This is a genomic window from Actinacidiphila sp. bgisy160 (assembly GCF_965342435.1).
Lineage (GTDB): Bacteria > Actinomycetota > Actinomycetes > Streptomycetales > Streptomycetaceae > Actinacidiphila.
This window is the reverse complement of record NZ_CBDRCM010000055.1, coordinates 16,571-37,714: the sequence shown is the minus strand read 5'-3', so window position 1 is coordinate 37,714 and position 21,144 is coordinate 16,571. Positions and strand designations below refer to the sequence as shown.

Sequence of the window (21,144 nt, the reverse complement as noted above, 5' to 3'; positions counted from 1 at the left end):
GGCCGCCACCCCGGTCCAGCGGGCCTACGCCGCCGCCCTGGCCGCCCACGACACATTCTGGGACCCGCGCGGCGGCAACCGGGGCGCCCTCTTCGCCCGGCTGGGGCTGCCCGACGACCGCGCCGCCTGGCAGGCGGTGAGCGCGACGTCCGAATCCCGCCGGAGCCCGTGACCGGTACCGGCGAGGCTGGCGGCATGGAAACCCACCGCATCGCGTACGTGGTCCGGGCCATCGACCCGGCCGTGGCGGAGGAGTTGCGCGGCACCGACGACGCAGGTCTCGTCCCCCGCCCCGAGCCGGACCCGGAGGGGGGCGCCCCGCTCCGCTGCTGCCTGCGACACTCCGCACCGGGGGAGCGGATCTCGCTCGCGGCCTACGCGCCGCTGCGGCGATGGGCCGCGGCGACCGGGGCGGACCCCGGCCCGTACGCCGAGACCGGGCCGGTCTTCGTGCACGCCGCCGCCGCGGACTGCCCCGGCCCGCCGGGCACCCCCGGTTATCCCGCCGCCCTCCACGGCGACCTGCGGGTCTTCCGCTGCTACGACGCCCGGGGCCGCATCCTGGGCGGCCGCCTCGTCCGGCTGACCGCACGCGAGGTCGCCGCGGGCGCCGCCGACGCCGTGCTGGCGGCCCGGTTCGCCGATCCGCGGGTCGCCCTGGTGCACGTACGGGCCGTGGAGTACGGCTGCTTCCTCTTCGAGGCCGTCCGCACACCGTGACCGAACACGCCGAGGGCGCCCGGCGTGTGGACGGGCGCCCTCGGGGACGGTGCGGAACGTCAGACGAGCTCGGCCTTCTCCAGCGCCGAGCAGCAGGTGTCGACGATGAGGCGGGTGACGACGTAGGGGTCGACGTTGGCGTTGGGCCGGCGGTCCTCGATGTAGCCCTTCTTGTCGACCTCGACCTGCCACGGGATGCGCACCGAGGCGCCGCGGTTGGAGACGCCGTAGCTGTACTCGCTCCAGGGGGCGGTCTCGTGGGCGCCGGTCAGGCGGGCCTCGACGCCGGAGCCGTAGTTCTTGATGTGCTCCATCGGCTTGTCGTCGCGGCCGAGGGCCTCGCAGGCCTCGATGATCGCGTCGTAGCCCTCGCGCATGGCCTTGGTGGAGAAGTTGGTGTGCGCGCCCGCGCCGTTCCAGTCGCCCTTGGCCGGCTTGGGGTCGAGGGTGGCGGAGACGCCGAACTCCTCGGCGGTGCGGTAGAGCAGCCAGCGCGCGACCCACAGCTGGTCGGCGACCTCCAGCGGGCTGAGCGGGCCGACCTGGAACTCCCACTGGCCGGGCATGACCTCGGCGTTGATGCCGGAGATGCCCAGGCCCGCGGCGAGGCAGTTGTCGAGGTGCTTCTCGACGATCTCGCGGCCGAAGATCTCGTCGGCGCCGACGCCGCAGTAGTAGCCGCCCTGCGGGGCCGGGTAGCCGGCCTCGGGGAAGCCCAGCGGGCGGGAGCCCTGGAAGAAGGTGTACTCCTGCTCGATGCCGAACAGCGACTCCTGGCCCGCGAAGCGCTCGGCGACCGGGCGCAGCAGGGCGCGGGTGTTGGAGGCGTGCGGGGTGTCGTCGATGTTGAACACCTCGCACAGCACCAGCAGGTTGTCGCCGCCGCGGATCGGGTCCGGGTACGTGGCGACCGGCTTGAGCACGCGGTCCGAGCTGTGGCCCTCGGCCTGGTTGGTGCTGGAGCCGTCGAAGCCCCACACGCCGGGCTCCGCGCCGTCGGCGAGGATCTTGGTCTTCGAGCGCAGCTTCGCGGTCGGCTCGGTACCGTCGATCCAGATGTACTCGGCCTTGTAGCTCACGGGCGTCATCCTTGTTGGCGTGGGCCTTGCGGGGCGGGTGGTGTTGCCGCTGCAGCGTCACAACTTGCGATTTCGCATCCATTGCCCGTGTGTTAACCCGATGTGAACGCGCCGCCGTCTCACCCGCCGGACACCCCGGCCCCGCGTCCGGGAGGCCCCGCGCAGCGGCTCCGGCCGCTCTCGGGGCGAGTGCCGAAACCCCCGTGTGTTCGAGGTTGTCGGCGATCCGCGCCCGCCGCCCGGCCCCCCGGTGACGGGCCCCCGCGGACCGCCGTGACCAGGGACGTAGGGTGTGTGCCATGCCTCACATCACCGTGGACTACACCGGCAACCTCGCGGACGCGTTCGACCGGCGCGGCTTCGCGACCGCGTTGCACCCGCTCGTCGCCAAGATCATCGACACCAGGGTGGAGGCGTGCAAGACCCGCTTCCGCCGGTCCGACGAGTACGTCCTGGCCGACGGCGCGCCCGAGCACGCGCTGGTCCTCGTCCAGTTCGCCGTCCTGTCCGGGCGCACGCCCGAGGCCAAGACCCGGCTGAGCGAGGCCGTCCTGGAACTGCTGGGCGCGCACCTCGCGCCGACGCCGGGACTGAGCGTGCAGACCGCCGTCGACGTCGTCGACCTCGACCGCACCTGGTACCGCAGCCACACCGAGCCGGCCGGGGAGCGGTGACCATGCGCATCGGACTGCTCGGCACCGGCCCCTGGGCGGAGATCGCCCACGGCCCCGCCCTCGCCGCCCACCCCGACGTCGAGTTCACCGGGATCTGGGGCCGCCGCCCGGAGGCCGCGGCCGCGCTCGCCGCGACCCTCGGCACCCGCGCCTACGCCGACGTGGACGAGCTCATCGGCGAGGTGGACGCCCTCGCGATAGCCCTGCCCCCGGACGTGCAGGCCCCGCTGGCCGCGCGCGCCGCCGAGGCCGGCCGGCACCTGCTGCTCGACAAGCCGGTCGCGACGACCGTGGCCGACGCCCGCCGCGTCGCCGACGCCGCCGAGGCGGCCGGGGTCGCGTCGGTGGTCTTCTTCACCCTGCGCTTCGACGCCACGAGTTCCGCCTGGATCGACGAGCAGGCCTCCCTGGACGGCTGGTTCACCGCCCGCGCGGAGTGGCTCGGCTCGGTGTTCACCTCCGGCGACAGCCCCTTCGCCGACTCCCCCTGGCGGCGCGAGAAGGGCGCGCTGTGGGACGTCGGACCGCACGCGCTGTCCGTGCTCCTCCCGGTCCTCGGGGACGTCACCTCGCTCACCGCCGTCCAGGGGCCCGGCGACACCGTGCACCTGGTGCTGCGGCACGACAGCGGCGCCTCCAGCACGTCGGCGCTCAGCCTCACCGCCCCGCCGGCGGCGGCCGGCATGACCGTCGAACTGCGCGGCACCACGGGGGTCGCCTCGCTCCCCGGCCGCGCCGACGGGCCCGTGCCCGCCTTCGGCAACGCCATCGACGCCCTGCTCACGGCCGTGCGCACCGGCGTCCCCCACCCCTGCGACGCCCGCTTCGCGGCGCGAGTGACGGAGTTGCTGGCCTCGGCCGACCCCGCGTGACGCGCCGTCAGGGACAGGACCCTGGCGGGCGACTTGCGAAGTGCCTATCGTTTTGGGTATGGCAGCGGACTGGTGGTCCATCGAGGTCCTCAACGCCAGCACACCCGCCGCGGCATGGCGTGACGCGTACGCGTCGACGCTCGTGGAGTCGGCGGTCACCAACCGTGCACTGGCGTGGGAATGGCACACGTACAGGTGGGGCGTCGTCTTCGAGTTGTGCTTCCGGGAAGAGGAGCACTGGCTCGGGTGGCGCGCCCTGCCCGGCACTCGCGCGGCGCTCGACGCCGTCCCCGATCCGGTCTCCGGCGTCCTGGTCCACCGAGGTCGCGGCGGCACCAGCGGAGCCTTCGTCCCCCGCGCCCCGCATCGGTCGCCGGGCGCGGCCGCGGTGGGTCTCCCCGAGCCGGCGCCGGAACCGCCCGGCGCGGCCGTCCTGTGCGAACGGGCCGCGCGCGCCTGACGCCGCTCAGCGCGCACCCCTCCGTGCCTTCGTCTGCCGCGGCCACGCGCGGCCCGTCGTCTCCACGGCCGCGGCCCGCAGCAACTCCAGCACCGCGGCCGCGGGATGGCCGGCGAACTCGGGGAACCACCACCGGTGGTACTCGTTCCAGTAGCTCACGGCGCGGCGCTCGGTGACGGCGAGGAACTCCGGGTGCTCCGCGGCGAAAGCGCCGTGGACCCTGCGCGCCTCGCTCCCCGGGACGAGGGCCTCCGTGAGCCGCGTACGGATGTCCGCGACGATTTCCCACACGTACTCGCCGGCGAGCCGCACCATGAACGGCACCGCCCAGGGCTCGGCCACCCCGGCGACGTGCGCCGCGTGCCGCTGCCGCACGTACCCGTCGTGATGCACCGCGGACAGACAGTGCAGGACGAGGCGCTGCCGGGGGGTGAGCGCGGCCGTCACTCAGGGGTCCGGTTCGCCGTGGTGGAGGCGCACGGGGATTCGCACGCCGCCGCGGACCTCCCAGCGGGGACCCAAGGACGCCGGCGGCAGCAGGGCGGTGACGGCGCGCACGTCCGGCCCGAGCGCCGCGGGGAACGCGGCCTCCAGGGACGGCGGATCAGCGGGCGCGGAGGACACCGGCCGACCCTACCCGTACCGGACACCGCGCGGCGGGAAGAATGCGCGTCGGTGGGGGCCTTGTACGGATAATGAAGGCCATCGTGTACATGGAAGGCGGCGGCCCCGAGGTGCTGCGCCTGACCGAGCGGCCGGTGCCGCAGCCGGGTCCTGGCGAGGTGCGGGTACGGGTCGAGGTGTCGGGGGTCAACCCGACGGACTGGAAGTCGCGGCGCGGCGGTCCGCCCGCCATGGTCGCGGAGCAGGTGCCGGACCAGGACGGCGCCGGGGTGGTCGACGCGGTCGGGGAGGGCGTCGACCCCGGGCGGACCGGTGAGCGGGTGTGGTTGTGGGAGGCCGCCTGGCAGCGGGCGGACGGCACCGCCCAGGAGTACGTGACGCTCCCCGAGGCGCACGCGGTGCCGTTGCCCGATTCCGCGTCCTTCGACCTGGGCGCCGCCCTCGGCATCCCCGCGATGACCGCGCACCGCGCGCTGACCGTGGCGGAGCACGGCCCCACGCGGCTCGCGCCGGGCGCCCTCGACGGCCGGACGGTCCTGGTCGCGGGAGGCGCGGGCGCGGTCGGCCACGCGGCGATCCAGCTCGCCCGCTGGGCCGGGGCCTCGGTGGTGACCACGGTCAGCGGCCCCTACAAGGCGGACCTCGCCCGAGCCGCGGGCGCGCACCACGTCGTCGACTACCGCAGGAGCGACGCCGCCGCGGAGATCCGCGAGGCCGCCCCCGGGGGCGTCGACATCGTCGTGGAGGTGTCCGTCGCGCAGAACACCGCGCTCGACCTGGCGGTGCTGGCGCCCGGGGGCGTCGTCGCCTACTACGCGGACAACGGCGGCGCCGAGTTCACCCTGCCGGTACGGGAGAGCTTCGCGCGCAACCTGCGCTGGCAGGGCGTGCTCGTCTACACCATGCCGGACGCGGCCAAGGCGGAGGCCGTCGCTGCCCTGACGGCCGCGCTCGCCGACGGGGCCCTGCGGGTCGGCGAGGACGCGGGGCTGCCGCTGCACCGCTTCCCGCTGGAGCGGACCGGCGACGCCCACGCGGCCGTGGAGGAGGGGGCGGTGGGCAAGGTGCTCGTGGACGTCCGGGCCGGCGCGTAGCCACGCGGGACCGGGGTGCGGCTGTCGCGTTTGTTCAAGACCGGCCGCCGCCCGTCTCCGCAGGATGGACGCATGACCGAACTGCACGCGTTCATGATCGAAGCCGCCGCCGAGGCCGCCCGGGTCGCCCGCGGCGTGGGCGGCGACCCCGCCCGGCTGTCCGCGCCGACCCCGTGCGGGGAGTGGGACACCCGCACGCTGCTCAACCACTGGATCCTCTACACCTCGCACGGCCTGGAGCACCGGGCGCTGCGCGAGCCACTGCCCGAGGAGCTGACCACCCGCGACTTCACCGCCGCCCCGGACTGGGCCGGGGCGTACGCGAAGCGGCTGGACCACGCCGTCGCGGCGTGGGCGGTGCCGGAGGTGTGGGAGGGCGAGATCGACCTGGGGTACGCGAAGATGCCGGCCGCCGAGGTCGCCTCGATGATCATCAAGGAACTCGCCGTCCACGGCTGGGACGTGGCCCGCGCCACCGGCCAGGAGTACCGCTGTGGCGAGGGCCTCGCCACGTTCGTCCTGGAGGTCGTCGACCGGTACGCCGAGGTCTACCGCCGCTACGAGGGGTTCGCCGCGCCCGTCACGCTCCCGGACCCGGCCGCGGCCGGCGCCTTCGAGCGGGCCCTGGCCCTGTCCGGCCGTACGCCTACGCGGTGATGACGTCCGTGCCGAGCAGGCCGAAGAGCAGGACGCCGATCACGATCCGGTAGACGATGAACGCGTTGAACGAGTGCTTGGCCACGAACTTCAGCAGCCAGGCGATCGACGCGTACGCGACGACGAAGGAGACGACCGTCCCGACGACGAGCGGCGCCGTGTCCACCCCGGCGCCGAGCGCGTCCTTCAGCTCGTACAGACCCGCGCCGGTCAGCGCGGGGATGCCCAGGAAGAAGGAGAGCCGCGTCGCGGCGACCCGGTCCAGGTCGAGGATGAGCGCGGTGGACATCGTCGCGCCGGAGCGGGAGAAGCCGGGGAAGAGCAGGGCGAGGATCTGCGAGGAGCCGACGAGCATCGCGTCCTTGAAGGTGGTGTCGTCCTCGCCGCGCTTGTGGCGGCCCATCTGGTCGGCCGCCCACATCACGCCGCTGCCGACGATCAGTGAGCCGGCGACCACCCACAGTGAGGCCAGTGGGCCCTCGATGAGCGGCTTGGCCGCCAGTCCGACGATCACGATCGGGATCGTCGCGAAGATCACCCACCAGCCGAACTTGTAGTCGTGGTGGTACCGCTCCTCGCGGTTGACGATGCCGGTGAACCACGCCTTGCAGATCCGGACGATGTCCTTGAAGAAGTAGACCAGCACGGCCGCGATGGCGCCGGACTGGATGACCGCGGAGAAGGCGACGACCGCCTTGTCGTCCACCGGGATGCCCATCAGGCCCTCGGTGATCTTCAGGTGGCCGGTGGACGAGATCGGGAGGAACTCGGTGACCCCCTCCACGACGCCGAGCACAGCTGCCTGACCGATACTGATGGCGCTCATGGGACCCATCTCTGCGGAGTACGTGGCATGCCCGGGCCTGCACCGGCCGGAGCCCTACGGAGTGTAAGAGAAGTCCCGTGCCCCCCGCGAACCAGGTCCGCCCCGGCGGCACGCCCCGGCCGCACGTCCCCGCGGGCGGAGACCTCACGATCACGGGTGCGAGTAGTTGAGGTACAGAAAGTGCCGGTGGGCTTGCTGGGCCGGCACACGATCCCGTGGCGTTGCTGGGCTTCGGCGATACCCGCTGGGCGCCACGTGCCGCACGTCGCTGACACCTCAAGGCCGGGTACGGGTAAAGGCCGAGGCGTACGGAACGTTCACGGCGGTGCCCACGCACCCGGAGCTGGAGCGGTGCGGTGGCCAGGGCGAGGGCGACCCGGCGGGCCGATCCCGCCCTCGCGCCGGCGTTGGCTCAGCCGCAGGAGTCCCGCCACCGGCTCGCCCGCGCGATCTGCCACGACGAGGACGAGTACTGATCGGCGGCCCCGGTGAAGGGGCCATCAGGCCGGCTCGGCGTCGAGGACGCGCCCGGCCGGGGCGCGGGTGTGCGCCCACGCGGGCAGCGCGGTCAGCGCCGCGGCGGCGAGCAGGACGGCGAGCACGGCGGCGAGCAGCCAGGCTCGCGGGGGCGTGACCTGGGTACCGAAGATCCAGTACAGGCCGAGGCCGGCCGGGATGCCCACCGCCACCCCCGGTACGGCGGGCAGGAGCCCGGCGACGCAGAGCGCGGAGACGACCTGGCCGGGTGTGGCGCCCAGGGTGCGGGCCACGGACAGGGCTCGCCGGGCCTTTACGGCAGTGCTCAGGCCGAGAAGCACGGTGTTGAGCGTGGACATCGCCACGAGCGCGAGCGTCACGGCCAGCAGTACCCGACCGGTCTGGTCGGCCCGTACATCGATGGGACCGAAGTGGGTGAAGTCGGGCCGCGCGGCCAGTTCGGTGTGCCAGGCGAGCAGGGCGGTGACCATGAGCATGGTGGCGGCCGTGCCGGCACCGGCCAGGATGGCGGGGCCGGGTCGACGTGCGAGCAACCGGATGCCGAGCAGCAGTGACGTGGGCAGATAGGCCGTCACGGCATTGAGGCATGGGCGTCGCGTGGGCAGATGTGCTGGGTCGGTCAGGGCGTTGACGGTACTGGTTCGGGCCGCGCGCAGGGCAGGACGAAGCGCGCCCGTCACCGCGATGACGACAGCGAGGAGGACTGCAGCGAAGACGGTACTGAAGTCCGGAGGGCCGACTGTGTTGAGCAGCCCGGCGCTGGGGTCGACCAGGAAAGGCGCGGCAAGGGTCCCGGAGGTCAGGCCGATCGCGGTTGCCAGGAGGGTGAGCAGGAGGTGCTGCGCGAGCAGGGCGGCGGTGACGGTGGCAGGTCCGGCGCCGACGGCCTTGAGCAGTGCGGCACGCCGGTTGTCCCGGGCGGCGCGTGCTGTCGCGAGTGCGGCGAGGGTGACGATCGCGGCGACAGCGAGCAGCCAGCCGCCGACGACCAGGGCGGGCTGGATGTTCCTGATCATGGCCTTGTCGGTCTGGAGGATGTCCTGCCAGCCATGGGTGTTGACCCAGTCGTCGGCCTCGCTCCTGCCGGCGGACGCGGTGTCCATCCAGTGCCCCGCCGCGGTGGGATCGTTCAGCTTCAGATAGATCAGGTGGACTCCGGCGTCTTCGCCCGACGCCCTACGGGTGTCTGCGGAAGCGAGCCACATCCTGCCCCCGAAGTCGGACGTCCCGGGCCCCTGCGCGTCGTCGCTCCACGGATACACCGAGGTGGCCGCGCTGATCGCGGTTCCGAGGACCGGGTAGTCGCGTCCACTGACGGTGACGTGGTCACCGACGCTTACGCCGAGTGCTTTCGCGAAGCCGCGTTCGAGCACTGCGCCGCCGGGCCGCACCCAGGTGCCGGACGTCACCAGCGGCTGGTCCACCGCGGCATCTTGAGAGGGGTCGCGCCCTTCGACCGCGGTGTGCGCACTCTTGCCCTGGGCCTTGATGTACGTGTCGAACGCGAAGACGGGCTCGGCCTGTTCGGCCACGCCGGGAGTGTCCGCGAGGCGTGCGGCCACGCCGGACGGATCGGCGGACGTCGTGACGGCGACGATGTCGGGCCCCGCGGTGGCCTCGCGCGTCTTCTGGTACCCGGTGTCGACGGCGTTGCTGGTCGCAAGGCCGAGGGTCAGGCTCGTACTCGCGATGGTGACGGCGAGCAGGTAGACGAATGCCTCGCCGGGGCGACGGCGTATGTCGCGCAGCACCAGGCGCCCTATCAGGAACAGCTGTCCCACGGTCAGTTCTCCCAGTTCAAGAGAGCAGCGAGCCGTGCGGTGCCGGTGTCGCTCCCCAGGGCTGTGTCGTCAGCCAGCGCGCCGTCGCGCAGGGAGACGACGCGGTCGGCGGTGGCGGCGACGCGCTCGTCGTGGGTGACCACGACCAGGGTCTGGCCCGCGGCACGCAGGTCGTCGAAGAGCCGGAGGATGTCCTGGGTCGCTGAACTGTCGAGGTTTCCGGTGGGCTCGTCGGCGAGGACGATCAGCGGCTTGTTGACCAGGGCGCGGGCGATGGCGACCCGCTGCCGCTGCCCGCCGGACAGCTGTGAGGGCAGATTTCGGGACCGGTCGGCGAGTCCGACGTGGTCGAGGAGTTCGGCGGCGCGGTGGCGGGCGGTGCGGGGCGAGGCGCCGGAGAGCAGCGCGGGCAGTTCGACGTTCTCTGCCGCGGTCAGCTCGTCGACCAGGTGGTAGGCCTGGAAGACGAAACCGAGGGAGCGGCGCCGTAGCCGGGCGAGCGCACGCTCGCCGAGGTCGTCGATGCGCTGTCCGCCAAGCCACACCTGGCCCTCGGTGGGCTGGTCGAGCCCTCCCAGCAGCTGGAGCAGCGTGGATTTGCCACAGCCGCTGGGCCCGGTCACGGCGAGCGTCTGCCCGGCGGGGACATCGAGGTCGACCCCGTCGACGGCCCATACCGCGCTCTCGTCCTCGCCGTACACGCGCACCAGACCAACCGCGCGCAGCACCGGCCCGGCCGGCCGGCTCGCTCCCGCGCTGCCGTCCGCCCCGCCGCGCCGCGACCGGCCCCGGCCCCGCTGACCGTCTCTCGTCATCCGTTTCCTCTGCCCTTCTCACGCGGCGCGCGACGGGACCAGGCCCGCTCGCACACCTCCAACCAGCGCAGATCGGCCTGCAGCCGGAGCGTGACGCCCTCCAGAAGCAGCCCGGCCTCCGAACCTGTGTCGTGAGCGAGGGCGGCATGCTGGGCTTCGGCGAGGCTGCTCATCAGCTCCCGCCGACGCGCGTCCACGAGCGCGAGCGGATCGGCCGTGCCGGACTCGCGGGCGGCCACCAGCTTCAGATGGACCTCCGTCACGTCCGCCCGGGGCCCGGTGCTCTCGGCCATCCACGCGGCCACCCGCTCGTGCCCGGCCGCGGTCAGCGCGAACACCTTGCGCTTCGGGCCGCGCACCGCCGCTTCCTCTCGAACCTGGACGACCAGGCCTGCCTTTTCAAGCCGAGTGAGCGTCACATAGACCTGTCCGGCATTCAGCGTCTCCCCGAGCGGCCCGAGTGCCGCCACCAGACGCCTGCGCAGGTCGTAACCGTGCGACGGCTCCTTGACCAGCAGCGCCAGCACCACGTCCTGCACTGAATCCCCCTCCTCAACGCCTCCCAATAGATAGCGGTTAACTAAAAGGGCCGTCAAATCACGTCCACAGGTCGCGATCTGACCGCGCTCTCGCTTTCAAGAGACCTTCGTTTTCTGAAGATCCCTCCCGGAGGGGTGCCCGGTGCCCTCGGGGCCTTCAAAGCCACGCGTTCCTCGACGCGGGCGACACGCTCGTGGTCCCCTCGCCCGACCGCCACGGCCGCAGCCTCCAGGACCTCGTCAACCTGGTCGCCGAGCTGCGCGAGGCAGCCGTACGGTGCGAGCGCGGTGTGACGGAAGGCTCGAACAGGCCCGGTGGTGGGCAATACTGGCGGCCGCACGCCTGCGTAGGAGCCTTTCATGTCGATGATCAGCAATCTCCGCAAAGCCGTTCGCCTCACCCACATACGCCAACGGCGCGTGGACCTCAGCCACCCGGCGCGTTCGCCGCTGGGCAGCTCGGTGGTGAACTGCGTTGTCTACATGGACGGGCTGCGGCAGGACGACTGCGCCGCGTACGAGGCGATCGCCCGGGTCCGCAAGTCCGGCCGGGGATTCGTGTGGATCGGGCTCCACGAGCCCTCGGAAGCGGAGTTCGCCGGCGTCGCGGCGCTGTTCGGGCTGCACCCGCTCGCCGTCGAGGACGCCGTCCACGCCCACCAGCGGCCCAAGCTGGAGCTGTACGGCGAAACCCTGTTCACCGTCCTCAAGACCGCCCGCTACGTGGAGCACGACCGGCTCACCGCCACCAGCGAGGTCGTGGAGACCGGCGACATGATGGTCTTCACCGGCCCCGACTTCGTCATCACGGTCCGCCACGGCGGCAACGGCTCCCTCGGTCCCCTCCGGGAGGGGTTGGAGACCGTCCCCGACCAGCTCGCCAAGGGCCCGGCCGCCGTGCTTCACGCGATAACCGACCACGTCGTCGACCAGTACCTCGCCGTCACCTCCGCGGTCCACGCGGACATCGAGCAGGTCGAGACGGACGTCTTCTCCGACCACCGCGGCCGCGGCACCGACGCCGGCCGGATCTACCAGCTCAAGCGCGAACTGCTGGAGCTCAAACGGGCTGTGGCCCCGCTCGGCCGGCCCCTCCAGCGGCTGGCCGAGGAGCCCCTGCCCGGCATCGAGGCAGACCTGCGGACCTACTTCCGCGACGCCGCCGACCACCTCGCTCGCGCCACCGAGCAGGTCAACTCCTTCGACGAACTGCTCAACTCGATCCTCCAGGCCAACATCGCGCAGGTGACCATGGCCCAGAACGAGGACATGCGCAAGATCAGCGCCTGGGTCGCCATCCTCGCCGTCCCCACCATGATCTGCGGCCTGTACGGCATGAACTTCGACCACATGCCGGAGTTGCGCTGGACCTACGGCTATCCGCTCGCCATCGGCGTGATGGCCGTCGCCTGCTTCGTCATCCACCGGGGATTCCGGCGCAACGGCTGGTTGTGAGCAGTGCTGTGTGACGTATTGCCGGCGTGAGCAAGCCGACGAGCTGCCATGTCGTGGTCGTCGGCGCCGGGATGGTGGGCGCGGCCTGCGCCCTCCACGCCGCGGCGGCCGGGCTCAGCGCCGTCCTCGTGGACCGCGGGCCGGTGGCCGGCGGCACCACCGGGGCCGGCGAGGGCAATCTGCCGGCCTCCGGCAAGGTGCCGGGTCCGGGGCTCGGACTCGTCCTGCGCTCGGCCCGGTCGTGGCGCGAACTGACGGAACGTCACAACCTGCGGGAACGACGGTCGAAGGGCAGGCCGAAGGCGTCCAGGGGGCATGGCGCAGCTGCACGCCCGCGGCGAACTGCCCCGCACCAGGACTTCGTGAACGAGTTCTTCATCGGCACGCAGTGCACCGGCCGGCTCACCGGCACCACCGAGGTGGCCGGCCTGCCCGCCGTGCTGCCGTCCGTCACGGGCCGCGCCTGGATCACCGGCACCGCCCAGTACCTGCTGGACCCGTCCGATCCCTTCCCGCGATTCGTCCTCCAGCCGCCCGGACACCGATACTGGTCGCATACATGCCACGTCGCCGAGGAGGAGCCACTGCATGGCAGCGCACGACGGGCCCGCCCTGCCCGCCCTCGGCCGCCGGCGCACCGGCAGTTACCGCGAGCTCGTCGCGGACGCCCTGCGCGCGGCGCTGGTCGCCGGGGAGCTCCGCCCCGGCGAGGTGCACTCGGTACCCGCGCTGGCGGGCCGCTTCGGCATCTCGGCCACGCCCGTCCGCGAGGCGCTGCTGGACCTGGCCAAGGAGGGGCTGCTCGACCCGGTGCCCAACAAGGGTTTCCGGGTGACCGCGGTCTCCGGGCGGCAGCTGGACGAGTACACCCACCTCCGCTCCCTCATCGAGATCCCGACCGTCACCGGCCTCGCCTCCACCGCCGACGCCACGGCGCTGGAGGCGCTGCGCCCGGCCGCCGAGCAGATCGTCACCGCCGCCGCGGCCGGCGAGCTCATCGCATACGTGGAGGCCGACCGCCGATTCCACCTCGGGCTGCTCGCGCTCGCCGGCAACGAGCACCTGGTCGAGGTCGTCGGCGACCTGCGCAAGCGCTCCCGGCTGTACGGCCTCACGGCGCTCGCCGAGCGCGGCCTGCTACGGGCCTCCGCGCAGGAGCACCTGGAGCTGCTGGACGCCCTGCTGGCCCGCGACGGCGCCCGCGTACAGGCCGTGATGACCCGCCACCTCGGCCACGTCAGGGGCCTGTGAGCGCGCTGACCGGCGGAAGCGGGATGGGACCGTTCTTCGCCGTACGCACCGGGCCGGGGGAGCCTCGGGCCGAGGGCTTCGTGCCGCTGGCCGAGGTGTACGCCGGGCGGCCGTCGCCCGCGCTCACCGGCCGGGTGGCGGAGGTCGGACGGCGGCTCGGCACGTCCGAGCGGCGCGTCGCTGCCTCGCTGGCCCAGCAGGGGCTGGCCGCGCGGCTGTGGTCCGTCGCGCTCGGCCCGGCGGCGCTGACCGGCCGTATGCCCGACCTGTCCGGCGGGCGCCTGTGGTGGCATCCCGGCCGGTCCGCCCCGGACGAGCTGTGGCTGCGGCGGGACGACCCGGACGTGCCCGCCGGCCGGCTGCGCGAGGACGTACTCCTGGGCCACCTGGTGCCCCTGTGCGAGTCCGTGCACGCGGTGTCGGGCGTCGCGCCCGGACTGCTGTGGGGCAACGCCGCCTCGGCCCTCGCCGGCACCCTGCGGGTGCTGCGCTCCTGGTGCCTGGGGGAGGGCGGCCGGTCCGACGCCGCGGCCCGCGCCGCCGCGCTGGCGGAGGAACTGATGGCGGATCCGCTGCTGCGCGACGCCGGCGACCTCCGGCTCACCGGGCCCGGCGCGCCCGCCTACGCCCGCCGCAGCTGCTGCCTGTACTACCGCGTGCCCGGCGGCGGGCTGTGCGGGGACTGCGCGCTGCGCTGAGGGCGGACCCGGCCGGAAGGGCGATCACCCGCGAGCGCCTGATCGTCGAGCCGGCCTACGACCACCACGGCGGCGTCGGCCGGGGCGCCACCCCGATGTCGGGAATGTGCGCCCCGACTGCGTCACGGGCTCTGAGCCTCGTCGACCGGCGGACGTATCGGCCCGCTTCACCGTCGGGGACGCCGCGCCGGACTTCCGGTGACCAGGAACTATCCATGGAGGTGCAGAAGTTGATGATGTGAAAGGCTGTCGTCGGCACCGGGTCAGGGCCCCCGGGCGGCCGCCGAGAGGAGCGCAGCGTGATGGAGAACGGCTTCCGCGCCGAGGAGATCGACACCGGCAGGCCGCACCCCGCGCGGATCTACGACTACCTGCTGGGCGGCAAGGACAACTACGAGGTGGACCGCAAGGCCGCCGACGCACTCGCCACCGCGGCGCCCGAGGTGAGGATCGGCGTCCGCGCCAACCGGGCCTTCATGCGCCGCGCAGTCCGGCACGTGGTCGGCAGCGGCGTCCGCCAGATCCTCGACATCGGCACCGGCCTGCCCACCTCCCCCAACGTGCACGAGATCGCCCAGGAAGTGGCGCCGGACGTCCGCATCGCGTACGTCGACAACGACCCGATCGTGAACACCCACGCCAACGCCCTGCTCAGCCGCTCGGGTGCCACCAGCGTCGTCCTCGCCGACCTGCGCGACCCCCGGGCCGTGCTGGACCACCCCGACGTCCGCCGGGTCATCGACTTCGGTCAGCCGGTCGCCCTGCTCCTCGTCGCCGTCCTGCACTTCCTCACCGAGGCGGAGAAGCCCGCGGAGGTGGTCGCCACCCTGCGAGACGCGCTCCCGGCCGGCAGCTACGTGGTGCTGTCGCACGCCACCGGCGACTTCGCCGACCGCAGCGACGCCCAGGCCGTCTACAACAACGCCACCGCCACCTTGAACCTGCGCTCCCGCTCCGAGATCGAGCGGTTCTTCGACGGCTTCGAGCTGGAGGAGCCGGGCCTCGTCCAGGTCCCCTTCTGGCGTCCCGACGCCCCGGTCCCGCCGCGCTCCGCCGAGATCGGCTTCTACGGCGGCGTCGCCCGCCGCGGCTAGCGGACGGACGCCCCGCCCGTCAGGCGGGCCGGTCCAGCCGGTCCTTGAGGACACGGGCCCTGGCCCGCTGGACCGCCCCGGCCTGGGAGGCGGCGAAGCGCAGCAGGCCGGGCGGCGTGCGAAGGCGCAGGGTGTCGGTGACGAGGCTGCCGGCCCCGTCGCGGTCGATGGCGAAGCGGTAGCCCATGTGGACCCGGGCGGGGCTGCGGACCTCGCCGGAGATCTCGGCGGAGAGCGGAAGACGGTCCGGGACGGCGACGAGCGTGACGTCGATGACGTTGTCGTGCCGCAGGAGCCCCAGGAACCGGAACCGCTCCACCGCCGTGTAGCGCACGGTCCCGCCACTGCGGCGCACGTCGCGGACGTCGACGACGAGCGGCGACAGGCCGATGTAGTGCGCGGGCTCGGACAGGTGCGCGAAGACCTCCTCCGGCGGCGCGGCTATCCGGAAGGTGTGCTCCAGTTCGGCGGACGGCATCTCGGACCCCTCCCTCGTGACGGCGCGTGGCACGGTGATCCTCCCACCGCCCGCGCCGTACTCGCCCCGCTCGTGCTTCTCGAGGCAGCCGGCCGTCACGCCCCCGGGGTGACGCTGACCCAGTTGTCCGGGCCGGTGAACGGCGTACCGGAAGCACGGGGCCGCCGACCGCGTCTTCCGGATACGGAAGGACACGGGCGACGGCCCCAGAACGGCCCCAGAGGGGATGCAGGTGCCGTGACCTGCGGCGTTCTTAGACGTCGAAGTAGAGCTCGAACTCGTGCGGGTGCGGGCGCAGCGCGATCGGGGCGATCTCGTTGGTCCGCTTGTAGTCGATCCAGGTCTCGATCAGGTCGGAGGTGAAGACACCGCCCTGGAGGAGGAACTCGTGGTCCGCCTCGAGGGACTCCAGGACCGCCGACAGCGAGGTCGGGACCTGCGGGACGCCCGCGTGCTCCTCGGGGGCGAGCTCGTAGAGGTCCTTGTCGACGGGCTCGGCCGGCTCGATCTTGTTCTTGATGCCGTCGAGGCCGGCGAGCAGCAGCGCCGAGAAGGCCAGGTACGGGTTGCCGGAGGAGTCCGGGGCGCGGAACTCGATGCGCTTGGCCTTGGGGTTCGCGCCCGTGATCGGGATGCGGATGGCCGCGGAGCGGTTGCGCTGCGAGTAGACCAGGTTGACCGGGGCCTCGAAACCGGGCACCAGGCGGTGGTAGGAGTTCACCGTGGGGTTGGTGAACGCCAGCAGCGCCGGGGCGTGCTTGAGGATGCCGCCGATGTAGTAGCGGGCGGTGTCGGACAGGCCCGCGTAGCCCTGCTCGTCGTAGAACAGCGGGTCGCCGGCGGACCAAAGGGACTGGTGGACGTGCATGCCGGAGCCGTTGTCACCGAAGATCGGCTTGGGCATGAAGGTCGCGGTCTTGCCGGCGCGCCAGGCGACGTTCTTCACGATGTACTTGAAGAGCATCAGGTCGTCGGCCGCGGCGAGCAGCGTGTTGAACTTGTAGTTGATCTCGGCCTGGCCGGCGGTGCCCACCTCGTGGTGCTGGCGCTCGACCTGCAGGCCGGACTTGATCAGCTCCAGGGTGATCTCCGCGCGCAGGTCGGCGAAGTGGTCGACCGGCGGGACCGGGAAGTAGCCGCCCTTGTACTTGACCTTGTAACCGCGGTTGTCCTGCTCCGCACCGCTGTTCCAGGCGCCGGCCTCGGAGTCGATGTGGTAGAAGGACTGGTTCGCGCTGGTCTCGAAGCGGGCGCTGTCGAAGACGTAGAACTCGGCCTCGGGGCCGAAGTACGCGGTGTCGGCGATGCCGGAGGAGGCGAGGTAGGCCTCGGCCTTCTTCGCCACGTTCCGCGGGTCACGGCTGTACTGCTCGCCGGTGATCGGGTCGTGGATGAAGAAGTTGACGTTGAGCGTGGCGTCCTTGCGGAACGGGTCCAGCTTGGCCGTGGAGAGGTCCGGCACCAGCGCCATGTCGGACTCGTGGATGGCCTGGAAGCCGCGGATCGAGGACCCGTCGAACATGAGCTGCTCGTCGGGGTCGAAGGACTCGACCGGGACCGTGAAGTGCTGCATCACACCGGGCAGGTCGCAGAACCGGACGTCCACGAACTTGACGTCGTTGTCCGAGATGAACTTCTTCACCTCGTCGGCGTTTTGGAACGACATCCAACTCCTCCTTGGCCCGGCCCGGGAGGCCGGATTGCAGCTCATGGGTGCGACCAGTGCGGTGGCGCACGTTGGTGCCGACCTTAGAGATCGGGCATTTCCCCCTCGTGACCCATTTGTTTCTTGCAGGTTAACCGAGTCGTCGCACGGGTGCCGGGTCGGACGCGGGCGCCCCGGAGCGGGGGGTTACCGTGGAGCCGTGGACAACAGGGATGTCATCGGATCGTGGATCGAGGGCCCGAAGGCCGCCGCGGAGCGGATGGGCGTCGACTTCGGCTACCGCGGGCAGCGCCTGGGGCTGCCGGAGCACGGCCCCGGCTCGATCGCCCCGGTCGGGCGGCGCGTCGCGGCCCTCTTCATCGACTGGGGCCTGTGCGCGCTGATCGCATACGGGCTGATCGCGCACCGTGACGCGGCCGCGGCCAATCCGTGGACCACGGTGGTCTTCGGCCTCATGAGCGTGCTGCTGCTGGGCACCATCGGCACCACGCCGGGCAAGCGCCTGCTGGGGCTGCGCGTGGTCCGGCAGGACGGCGGGCGGCTCGGCATGGGCGCGGCCGCGCTGCGGACGCTGCTGCTCCTGCTGGTCGTCCCGGCGGTGGTCTGGGACCGGGACACCCGCGGCATGCACGACCGGGCCGTGAAGGCGGTCCAGGTCCGGATGTGAGCGCGGCGCTCGTACGACGCGAAACGCGAGGTGCCCCGGACGATTCGATTCGTCCGGGGCACCTCGCGTTCCGTTTCGTATGCGATCAGCGGCCCTTCGGCATGCGCATGCCCTTGGGGAGCGGGCCCTTCGGCACCGGCATGTTGCTCATCAGATCGCCCAGCGCCCGCAGCCGGTCGTTGACCTCGGTGACCTTGGGGCCGGGCAGGACCCGCGGCAGCTTCAGCAACGTGGTGCGGATCTTCTTCAGCGGCACCTGGCCCTCGCCGTTGCCCACGATGAGGTCGGTGACCGGGACGTCGACGACGATGCGCGCCATCTTCTTCTTCTCGGAGGCCAGCAGGCCCTTCACCCGGTTCGGGTTGCCCTCGCCGACCAGGACGATGCCGGCCTTGCCGACCGCGCGGTGCACGACGTCCTGGCTGCGGGTCATCGCCACCGCGGGCGTCACCGACCAGCCGCGGCCGACGTTGTCCAGCACCGCCGCCGCGGCGCCGGGCTGTCCGTCGAGCTGGCCGAACGCGGCCTTCTCGGCACGCCGCCCGAAGACGATCGCCATCGCCAGCAGGGCCAGCAGGAAGCCCAGGATGCCCGCGTAGATCTCGTGACCGATCAAGAAGCCGATGGCGAGGATGACACCGAAGGTGACGATTCCCACAGCCGCGAGGACGAGACCGACCTTGGAGTCGACTCGCCTGGTCATCTTGTAGGTCTGGGCGATCTGCTTGAGGCGCCCAGGGTTGCTCTCGGATGTATCCCTCGCCATGCCGCACAGGATACGTGGCCCGCGCGGCCCGGGCCCCACCGGAGGGGGGCCGACCTTCGCGCGGAGGCCCGCGGGGGCTCTAGAGAACGTCGCCGCGCGGGGCGCGCGAGGAGACCAGGGCGTCCATCACGTGCTGGGCGTCGCGGCGGTCCTTGGCGCGCTTGCGGTCCTCCAGGACGGCGGACCAGGCGTTGCGGCGGGCCGTCTCCTCGGCGCCACGGAACAGGAAGTACTCCACGGCGCGCAGTGCGCCGGCGGCGGCACCGGGGAGGGTGGTGCCCTGGCGGTGGAGGTGTGCGGCCTCGGCCTGCATGGTGGTGTCCCCCTCAGGACGGCTCAGACGCGGGTGGATGTTCCGCTCATCCAGAGTCACCACATTGTGTTACCAGTCCGTGACCGGTCGGTCAAACCGTCGTGAAACCCCGGCGGTGCCCTCGCGCCGTTCTCCGCGGACGCGCCGCACGTCAGGAACGCGCCAGGAGCCCCCGCGAGGGCCCCTGGCGTGACGAACCGCACGTTACGGGGGTGACCCGAAGGTCATCGCAGCGTGATCAGACCGCCTGTGCGGCGACGACCTCGCCGCGCTCGCCGCGGCGCTCGACGGCCTGCTGGAAGAGCCGGCCGGCCCGGTACGAGGACCGCACGAGCGGGCCCGACATGACACCGGCGAAGCCGATCTCCTCGGCCTCCTCCTTCAGCTCCACGAACTCCTGGGGCTTCACCCAGCGCTCCACCGGGTGGTGCCGCAGGCTCGGGCGCAGGTACTGGGTGATGGTGATCAGCTCGCAGCCCGCGTCGTGCAGGTCCTGCAGCGCCTGGCTGATCTCCTCGCGCTCCTCACCCATGCCGAGGATGAGGTTCGACTTGGTCACCAGGCCGGCCTCGCGCGCCTTGGTGATGACCTCCAGCGAGCGCTCGTAGCGGAAGCCGGGGCGGATGCGCTTGAAGATCCGCGGCACGGTCTCCACGTTGTGGGCCAGCACCTCGGGACGGGCGCCGAAGACCTCGGCGAGCTGCTCCGGCACCGCGTTGAAGTCCGGGATCAGCAGCTCGACCTTGGTGCGGCCGGCGGCCCGGCCGGCGGTCATGGCGTGGATCTGCCGCACGGTCTCGGCGTACAGCCAGGCGCCGCCGTCCTCCAGGTCGTCGCGGGCGACGCCGGTGATGGTCGCGTAGTTGAGGTCCATCGTGACGACGGACTCACCGACGCGACGCGGCTCGTCGCGGTCGAGGGCCTGCGGCTTGCCGGTGTCGATCTGGCAGAAGTCGCAGCGCCGGGTGCACTGGTCGCCGCCGATGAGGAAGGTGGCCTCGCGGTCCTCCCAGCACTCGAAGATGTTGGGGCAGCCCGCCTCCTGGCACACCGTGTGCAGGCCCTCGCGCTTCACGAGGCTGTGCAGCTCGGTGTACTCGGGGCCCATCTTGGCCCGCGTTTTGATCCACTCGGGCTTCCGCTCGATGGGGGTCTGGCTGTTGCGGACCTCCAGACGCAGCATCTTGCGGCCTTCAGGCGCTACAGCGGACACGTCCGACTCCCTCTCGAGGCTTCGTTTCCTTGGTGAACATCAGCGTACGCCTGTGGATTCCTGGACGACCCGGGGGAGCGGCACGGCCGACTCCAAGACCGCCCGCAGGTGCTTCTCGACCACCGGCACGACTTCCGCGACGGTGATGTCACGGCCGAGTTCGTTGCTGAGCGAGGCCACCCCCGCGTCCCGGATGCCGCACGGCACGATCCGGTCGAACCAGGTGTTGTCGGGGTTCACGTTCAGCGCGAAGCCGTGCATCGTCACGCCCTTCGCGACCCGGATGCCGATCGCGGCGAGCTTGCGGTCCTCACGGCGCTGGCCGGCGTTGGACGGGGCGTACTCGGGGCCCGACAGGCGCGGGTCGAACTCGTCGTCCTGCAGCCGCGGGTCGAAGTCCAGCGTCAGCCCCGGGATCACCGGCGGCCGGTCCTCGATCGGGTCGCCCAGCACCCACACGCCGCTGCGGCCCTCCACCCGCGTGGTCTCCAGTCCGAACTCGGCGCACGCGTTGATCAGCGCCTCCTCCAGGCGGCGCACGTGCGCGACCACGTCCACCGGTCGCGGCAGCTTCAGGATGGGGTAGCCGACCAGCTGGCCCGGGCCGTGCCAGGTGATCTTGCCGCCGCGGTCGACGTCCACCACGGGGGTGCCGTCCAGCGGACGCTCGCTGTCCTCGGTGCGGCGGCCCGCGGTGTAGACGGGCGGGTGTTCCAGCAGCAGGCACGTGTCGGGGATCTCGTCGGCGAAGCGCGCGGCGTGCACCCGGCGCTGCTCCTCCCACGCCTCCCGGTACTCCACCGCGTCCTCGCCGAAGCCCAGGTGGACGAAGCGCAGGTCACTCACGGCCGCTCCCTTTGTGGTCCTTTGCGGCGCCCCTCCACGCGTCAAGGGCGCCTCAGCA

The 21,144-nt window shown here is 72.3% G+C and carries 24 protein-coding genes and 1 pseudogene; 12 read left to right on the top strand and 13 right to left on the bottom strand.

Annotated elements, in window-relative coordinates; all coding sequences use genetic code 11:
- Positions 1–195: 195 nt before the first annotated feature.
- Positions 196–720, top strand: a complete 525-nt coding sequence (locus tag ACRWNP_RS30605) for a DUF1203 domain-containing protein (protein WP_431967081.1) — start codon at positions 196–198, stop codon at positions 718–720.
- A 59-nt stretch (positions 721–779) separates the two neighbouring features.
- Here ACRWNP_RS30605 and glnII read toward each other — a convergent pair whose 3' ends face one another.
- Positions 780–1,799: a glutamine synthetase gene (gene glnII / locus ACRWNP_RS30600; protein ID WP_431967079.1), complete on the bottom strand. Its 1,020-nt coding sequence runs from the start codon at positions 1,797–1,799 to the stop codon at positions 780–782.
- A 299-nt stretch (positions 1,800–2,098) separates the two neighbouring features.
- Here glnII and ACRWNP_RS30595 point away from each other — a divergent pair, with 299 nt between their 5' ends.
- Genes ACRWNP_RS30595 through ACRWNP_RS30585 form a run of 3 tightly spaced genes read left to right on the top strand, consistent with a single transcriptional unit; the run spans position 2,099 to position 3,805 of the window.
- Positions 2,099–2,473 (top strand): 5-carboxymethyl-2-hydroxymuconate Delta-isomerase, encoded by a 375-nt coding sequence (locus ACRWNP_RS30595; protein WP_431967077.1) that lies wholly within the window; start codon positions 2,099–2,101, stop codon positions 2,471–2,473.
- 2 nt (positions 2,474–2,475) lie between these two features.
- Positions 2,476–3,345, top strand: a complete 870-nt coding sequence (locus ACRWNP_RS30590) for a Gfo/Idh/MocA family protein (protein WP_431967075.1) — start codon at positions 2,476–2,478, stop codon at positions 3,343–3,345.
- 58 nt (positions 3,346–3,403) lie between these two features.
- A complete protein-coding gene (locus ACRWNP_RS30585) occupies positions 3,404–3,805 on the top strand; it encodes a hypothetical protein (RefSeq protein WP_431967073.1) in 402 nt (133 codons plus the stop codon).
- Positions 3,806–3,811: 6 nt separating this feature from the next.
- Here ACRWNP_RS30585 and ACRWNP_RS30580 read toward each other — a convergent pair whose 3' ends face one another.
- Both ACRWNP_RS30580 and ACRWNP_RS30575 read right to left on the bottom strand, forming a co-directional pair.
- Positions 3,812–4,252: a hypothetical protein gene (locus ACRWNP_RS30580; protein ID WP_431967071.1), complete on the bottom strand. Its 441-nt coding sequence runs from the start codon at positions 4,250–4,252 to the stop codon at positions 3,812–3,814.
- Complete coding sequence (locus tag ACRWNP_RS30575; protein WP_431967069.1) at positions 4,253–4,429, bottom strand: hypothetical protein; 177 nt, start codon at positions 4,427–4,429, stop codon at positions 4,253–4,255. It lies immediately after the preceding gene.
- Between the two features lie 71 nt (positions 4,430–4,500).
- Here ACRWNP_RS30575 and ACRWNP_RS30570 point away from each other — a divergent pair, with 71 nt between their 5' ends.
- Together ACRWNP_RS30570 and ACRWNP_RS30565 are read left to right on the top strand one after the other, a co-directional pair.
- The gene (locus ACRWNP_RS30570) at positions 4,501–5,523 is read left to right on the top strand and encodes an NADPH:quinone reductase (RefSeq protein WP_431967067.1); all 1,023 of its coding nucleotides are present in this window, start codon (positions 4,501–4,503) and stop codon (positions 5,521–5,523) included.
- Between the two features lie 72 nt (positions 5,524–5,595).
- Positions 5,596–6,180, top strand: coding sequence for a TIGR03086 family metal-binding protein (locus ACRWNP_RS30565; RefSeq protein WP_431967065.1), 585 nt, complete (start codon positions 5,596–5,598; stop codon positions 6,178–6,180).
- On the opposite strand, the gene ACRWNP_RS30560 is transcribed toward ACRWNP_RS30565, so the two are convergent.
- The 4 genes from ACRWNP_RS30560 to ACRWNP_RS30545 form a co-directional block, all read right to left on the bottom strand.
- Positions 6,170–7,006 (bottom strand): undecaprenyl-diphosphate phosphatase, encoded by an 837-nt coding sequence (locus tag ACRWNP_RS30560; RefSeq protein ID WP_431967064.1) that lies wholly within the window; start codon positions 7,004–7,006, stop codon positions 6,170–6,172. The genes ACRWNP_RS30565 and ACRWNP_RS30560 overlap by 11 nt on opposite strands.
- A gap of 500 nt (positions 7,007–7,506) precedes the next feature.
- A complete protein-coding gene (locus tag ACRWNP_RS30555; protein ID WP_431967062.1) occupies positions 7,507–9,285 on the bottom strand; it encodes an FtsX-like permease family protein in 1,779 nt (592 codons plus the stop codon).
- A gap of 2 nt (positions 9,286–9,287) precedes the next feature.
- Complete coding sequence (locus tag ACRWNP_RS30550; protein ID WP_431967060.1) at positions 9,288–10,100, bottom strand: ABC transporter ATP-binding protein; 813 nt, start codon at positions 10,098–10,100, stop codon at positions 9,288–9,290.
- Complete coding sequence (locus ACRWNP_RS30545) at positions 10,097–10,639, bottom strand: PadR family transcriptional regulator (RefSeq protein ID WP_431967058.1); 543 nt, start codon at positions 10,637–10,639, stop codon at positions 10,097–10,099. Before ACRWNP_RS30545 ends, ACRWNP_RS30550 begins: the two co-directional genes overlap by 4 nt.
- A gap of 360 nt (positions 10,640–10,999) precedes the next feature.
- Between ACRWNP_RS30545 and ACRWNP_RS30540 the strand changes: the two genes are divergently transcribed.
- From ACRWNP_RS30540 to ACRWNP_RS30520, 5 genes and pseudogenes are all read left to right on the top strand, one after another.
- Complete coding sequence (locus ACRWNP_RS30540; RefSeq protein ID WP_431967056.1) at positions 11,000–12,094, top strand: magnesium and cobalt transport protein CorA; 1,095 nt, start codon at positions 11,000–11,002, stop codon at positions 12,092–12,094.
- Positions 12,095–12,120: 26 nt separating this feature from the next.
- Positions 12,121–12,597 (top strand): annotated as a pseudogene (locus tag ACRWNP_RS30535) (FAD-dependent oxidoreductase); the annotation flags it as partial.
- 85 nt (positions 12,598–12,682) lie between these two features.
- The gene (locus ACRWNP_RS30530) at positions 12,683–13,345 is read left to right on the top strand and encodes a GntR family transcriptional regulator (protein WP_431967054.1); all 663 of its coding nucleotides are present in this window, start codon (positions 12,683–12,685) and stop codon (positions 13,343–13,345) included.
- Positions 13,346–13,368: 23 nt separating this feature from the next.
- Entirely contained in the window at positions 13,369–14,043 is a 675-nt protein-coding gene (locus ACRWNP_RS30525) for a (2Fe-2S)-binding protein (protein WP_431967099.1), read from the top strand.
- A gap of 302 nt (positions 14,044–14,345) precedes the next feature.
- Complete coding sequence (locus tag ACRWNP_RS30520) at positions 14,346–15,137, top strand: SAM-dependent methyltransferase (protein WP_431967097.1); 792 nt, start codon at positions 14,346–14,348, stop codon at positions 15,135–15,137.
- Between the two features lie 19 nt (positions 15,138–15,156).
- Here ACRWNP_RS30520 and ACRWNP_RS30515 read toward each other — a convergent pair whose 3' ends face one another.
- The gene (locus ACRWNP_RS30515) at positions 15,157–15,615 is read right to left on the bottom strand and encodes an SRPBCC family protein (protein WP_431967052.1); all 459 of its coding nucleotides are present in this window, start codon (positions 15,613–15,615) and stop codon (positions 15,157–15,159) included.
- Between the two features lie 253 nt (positions 15,616–15,868).
- Entirely contained in the window at positions 15,869–17,281 is a 1,413-nt protein-coding gene (glnA, locus tag ACRWNP_RS30510) for a type I glutamate--ammonia ligase (RefSeq protein ID WP_431967050.1), read from the bottom strand.
- Positions 17,282–17,480: 199 nt separating this feature from the next.
- On the opposite strand from glnA, the gene ACRWNP_RS30505 reads away from it, so the two are divergent.
- Positions 17,481–17,948 carry an RDD family protein gene (locus tag ACRWNP_RS30505; protein WP_431967048.1) on the top strand — a complete coding sequence of 156 codons (468 nt, stop codon included), beginning with the start codon at positions 17,481–17,483 and terminating at the stop codon, positions 17,946–17,948.
- Positions 17,949–18,033: 85 nt separating this feature from the next.
- Here the strand turns inward: ACRWNP_RS30505 and ACRWNP_RS30500 are convergent, their stop codons facing one another.
- The 4 genes from ACRWNP_RS30500 to lipB form a co-directional block, all read right to left on the bottom strand.
- Positions 18,034–18,714 (bottom strand): DUF4191 domain-containing protein, encoded by a 681-nt coding sequence (locus tag ACRWNP_RS30500; RefSeq protein ID WP_431967046.1) that lies wholly within the window; start codon positions 18,712–18,714, stop codon positions 18,034–18,036.
- Between the two features lie 79 nt (positions 18,715–18,793).
- On the bottom strand, positions 18,794–19,027 hold the full coding sequence (locus ACRWNP_RS30495; RefSeq protein WP_431967095.1) for a hypothetical protein: 234 nt from the start codon (positions 19,025–19,027) through the stop codon (positions 18,794–18,796).
- 238 nt (positions 19,028–19,265) lie between these two features.
- Positions 19,266–20,240 (bottom strand): lipoyl synthase, encoded by a 975-nt coding sequence (gene lipA, locus ACRWNP_RS30490; RefSeq protein WP_431967044.1) that lies wholly within the window; start codon positions 20,238–20,240, stop codon positions 19,266–19,268.
- Between the two features lie 39 nt (positions 20,241–20,279).
- Positions 20,280–21,086 (bottom strand): lipoyl(octanoyl) transferase LipB, encoded by an 807-nt coding sequence (gene lipB, locus ACRWNP_RS30485; RefSeq protein ID WP_431967042.1) that lies wholly within the window; start codon positions 21,084–21,086, stop codon positions 20,280–20,282.
- Positions 21,087–21,144: the final 58 nt, after the last annotated feature.

Bases quoted from the DNA above. Each gene is read 5' to 3' on its own strand.
- ACRWNP_RS30525 (WP_431967099.1), top strand. From the start codon at position 13,369: ATGGGACCGTTCTTCGCCGTACGCACCGGGCCGGGGGAGCCTCGGGCC.
- ACRWNP_RS30570 (WP_431967067.1), top strand. From the start codon at position 4,501: ATGAAGGCCATCGTGTACATGGAAGGCGGCGGCCCCGAGGTGCTGCGC.
- ACRWNP_RS30565 (WP_431967065.1), top strand. From the start codon at position 5,596: ATGACCGAACTGCACGCGTTCATGATCGAAGCCGCCGCCGAGGCCGCC.
- ACRWNP_RS30595 (WP_431967077.1), top strand. From the start codon at position 2,099: ATGCCTCACATCACCGTGGACTACACCGGCAACCTCGCGGACGCGTTC.
- ACRWNP_RS30520 (WP_431967097.1), top strand. From the start codon at position 14,346: ATGGAGAACGGCTTCCGCGCCGAGGAGATCGACACCGGCAGGCCGCAC.
- ACRWNP_RS30495 (WP_431967095.1), bottom strand. From the start codon at position 19,027: ATGCAGGCCGAGGCCGCACACCTCCACCGCCAGGGCACCACCCTCCCC.
- ACRWNP_RS30500 (WP_431967046.1), bottom strand. From the start codon at position 18,714: ATGGCGAGGGATACATCCGAGAGCAACCCTGGGCGCCTCAAGCAGATC.
- ACRWNP_RS30590 (WP_431967075.1), top strand. From the start codon at position 2,476: ATGCGCATCGGACTGCTCGGCACCGGCCCCTGGGCGGAGATCGCCCAC.
- ACRWNP_RS30605 (WP_431967081.1), top strand. From the start codon at position 196: ATGGAAACCCACCGCATCGCGTACGTGGTCCGGGCCATCGACCCGGCC.
- ACRWNP_RS30530 (WP_431967054.1), top strand. From the start codon at position 12,683: ATGGCAGCGCACGACGGGCCCGCCCTGCCCGCCCTCGGCCGCCGGCGC.
- ACRWNP_RS30550 (WP_431967060.1), bottom strand. From the start codon at position 10,100: ATGACGAGAGACGGTCAGCGGGGCCGGGGCCGGTCGCGGCGCGGCGGG.
- ACRWNP_RS30540 (WP_431967056.1), top strand. From the start codon at position 11,000: ATGTCGATGATCAGCAATCTCCGCAAAGCCGTTCGCCTCACCCACATA.
- glnA (WP_431967050.1), bottom strand. From the start codon at position 17,281: ATGTCGTTCCAAAACGCCGACGAGGTGAAGAAGTTCATCTCGGACAAC.
- ACRWNP_RS30560 (WP_431967064.1), bottom strand. From the start codon at position 7,006: ATGAGCGCCATCAGTATCGGTCAGGCAGCTGTGCTCGGCGTCGTGGAG.
- ACRWNP_RS30585 (WP_431967073.1), top strand. From the start codon at position 3,404: ATGGCAGCGGACTGGTGGTCCATCGAGGTCCTCAACGCCAGCACACCC.
- ACRWNP_RS30515 (WP_431967052.1), bottom strand. From the start codon at position 15,615: ATGCCGTCCGCCGAACTGGAGCACACCTTCCGGATAGCCGCGCCGCCG.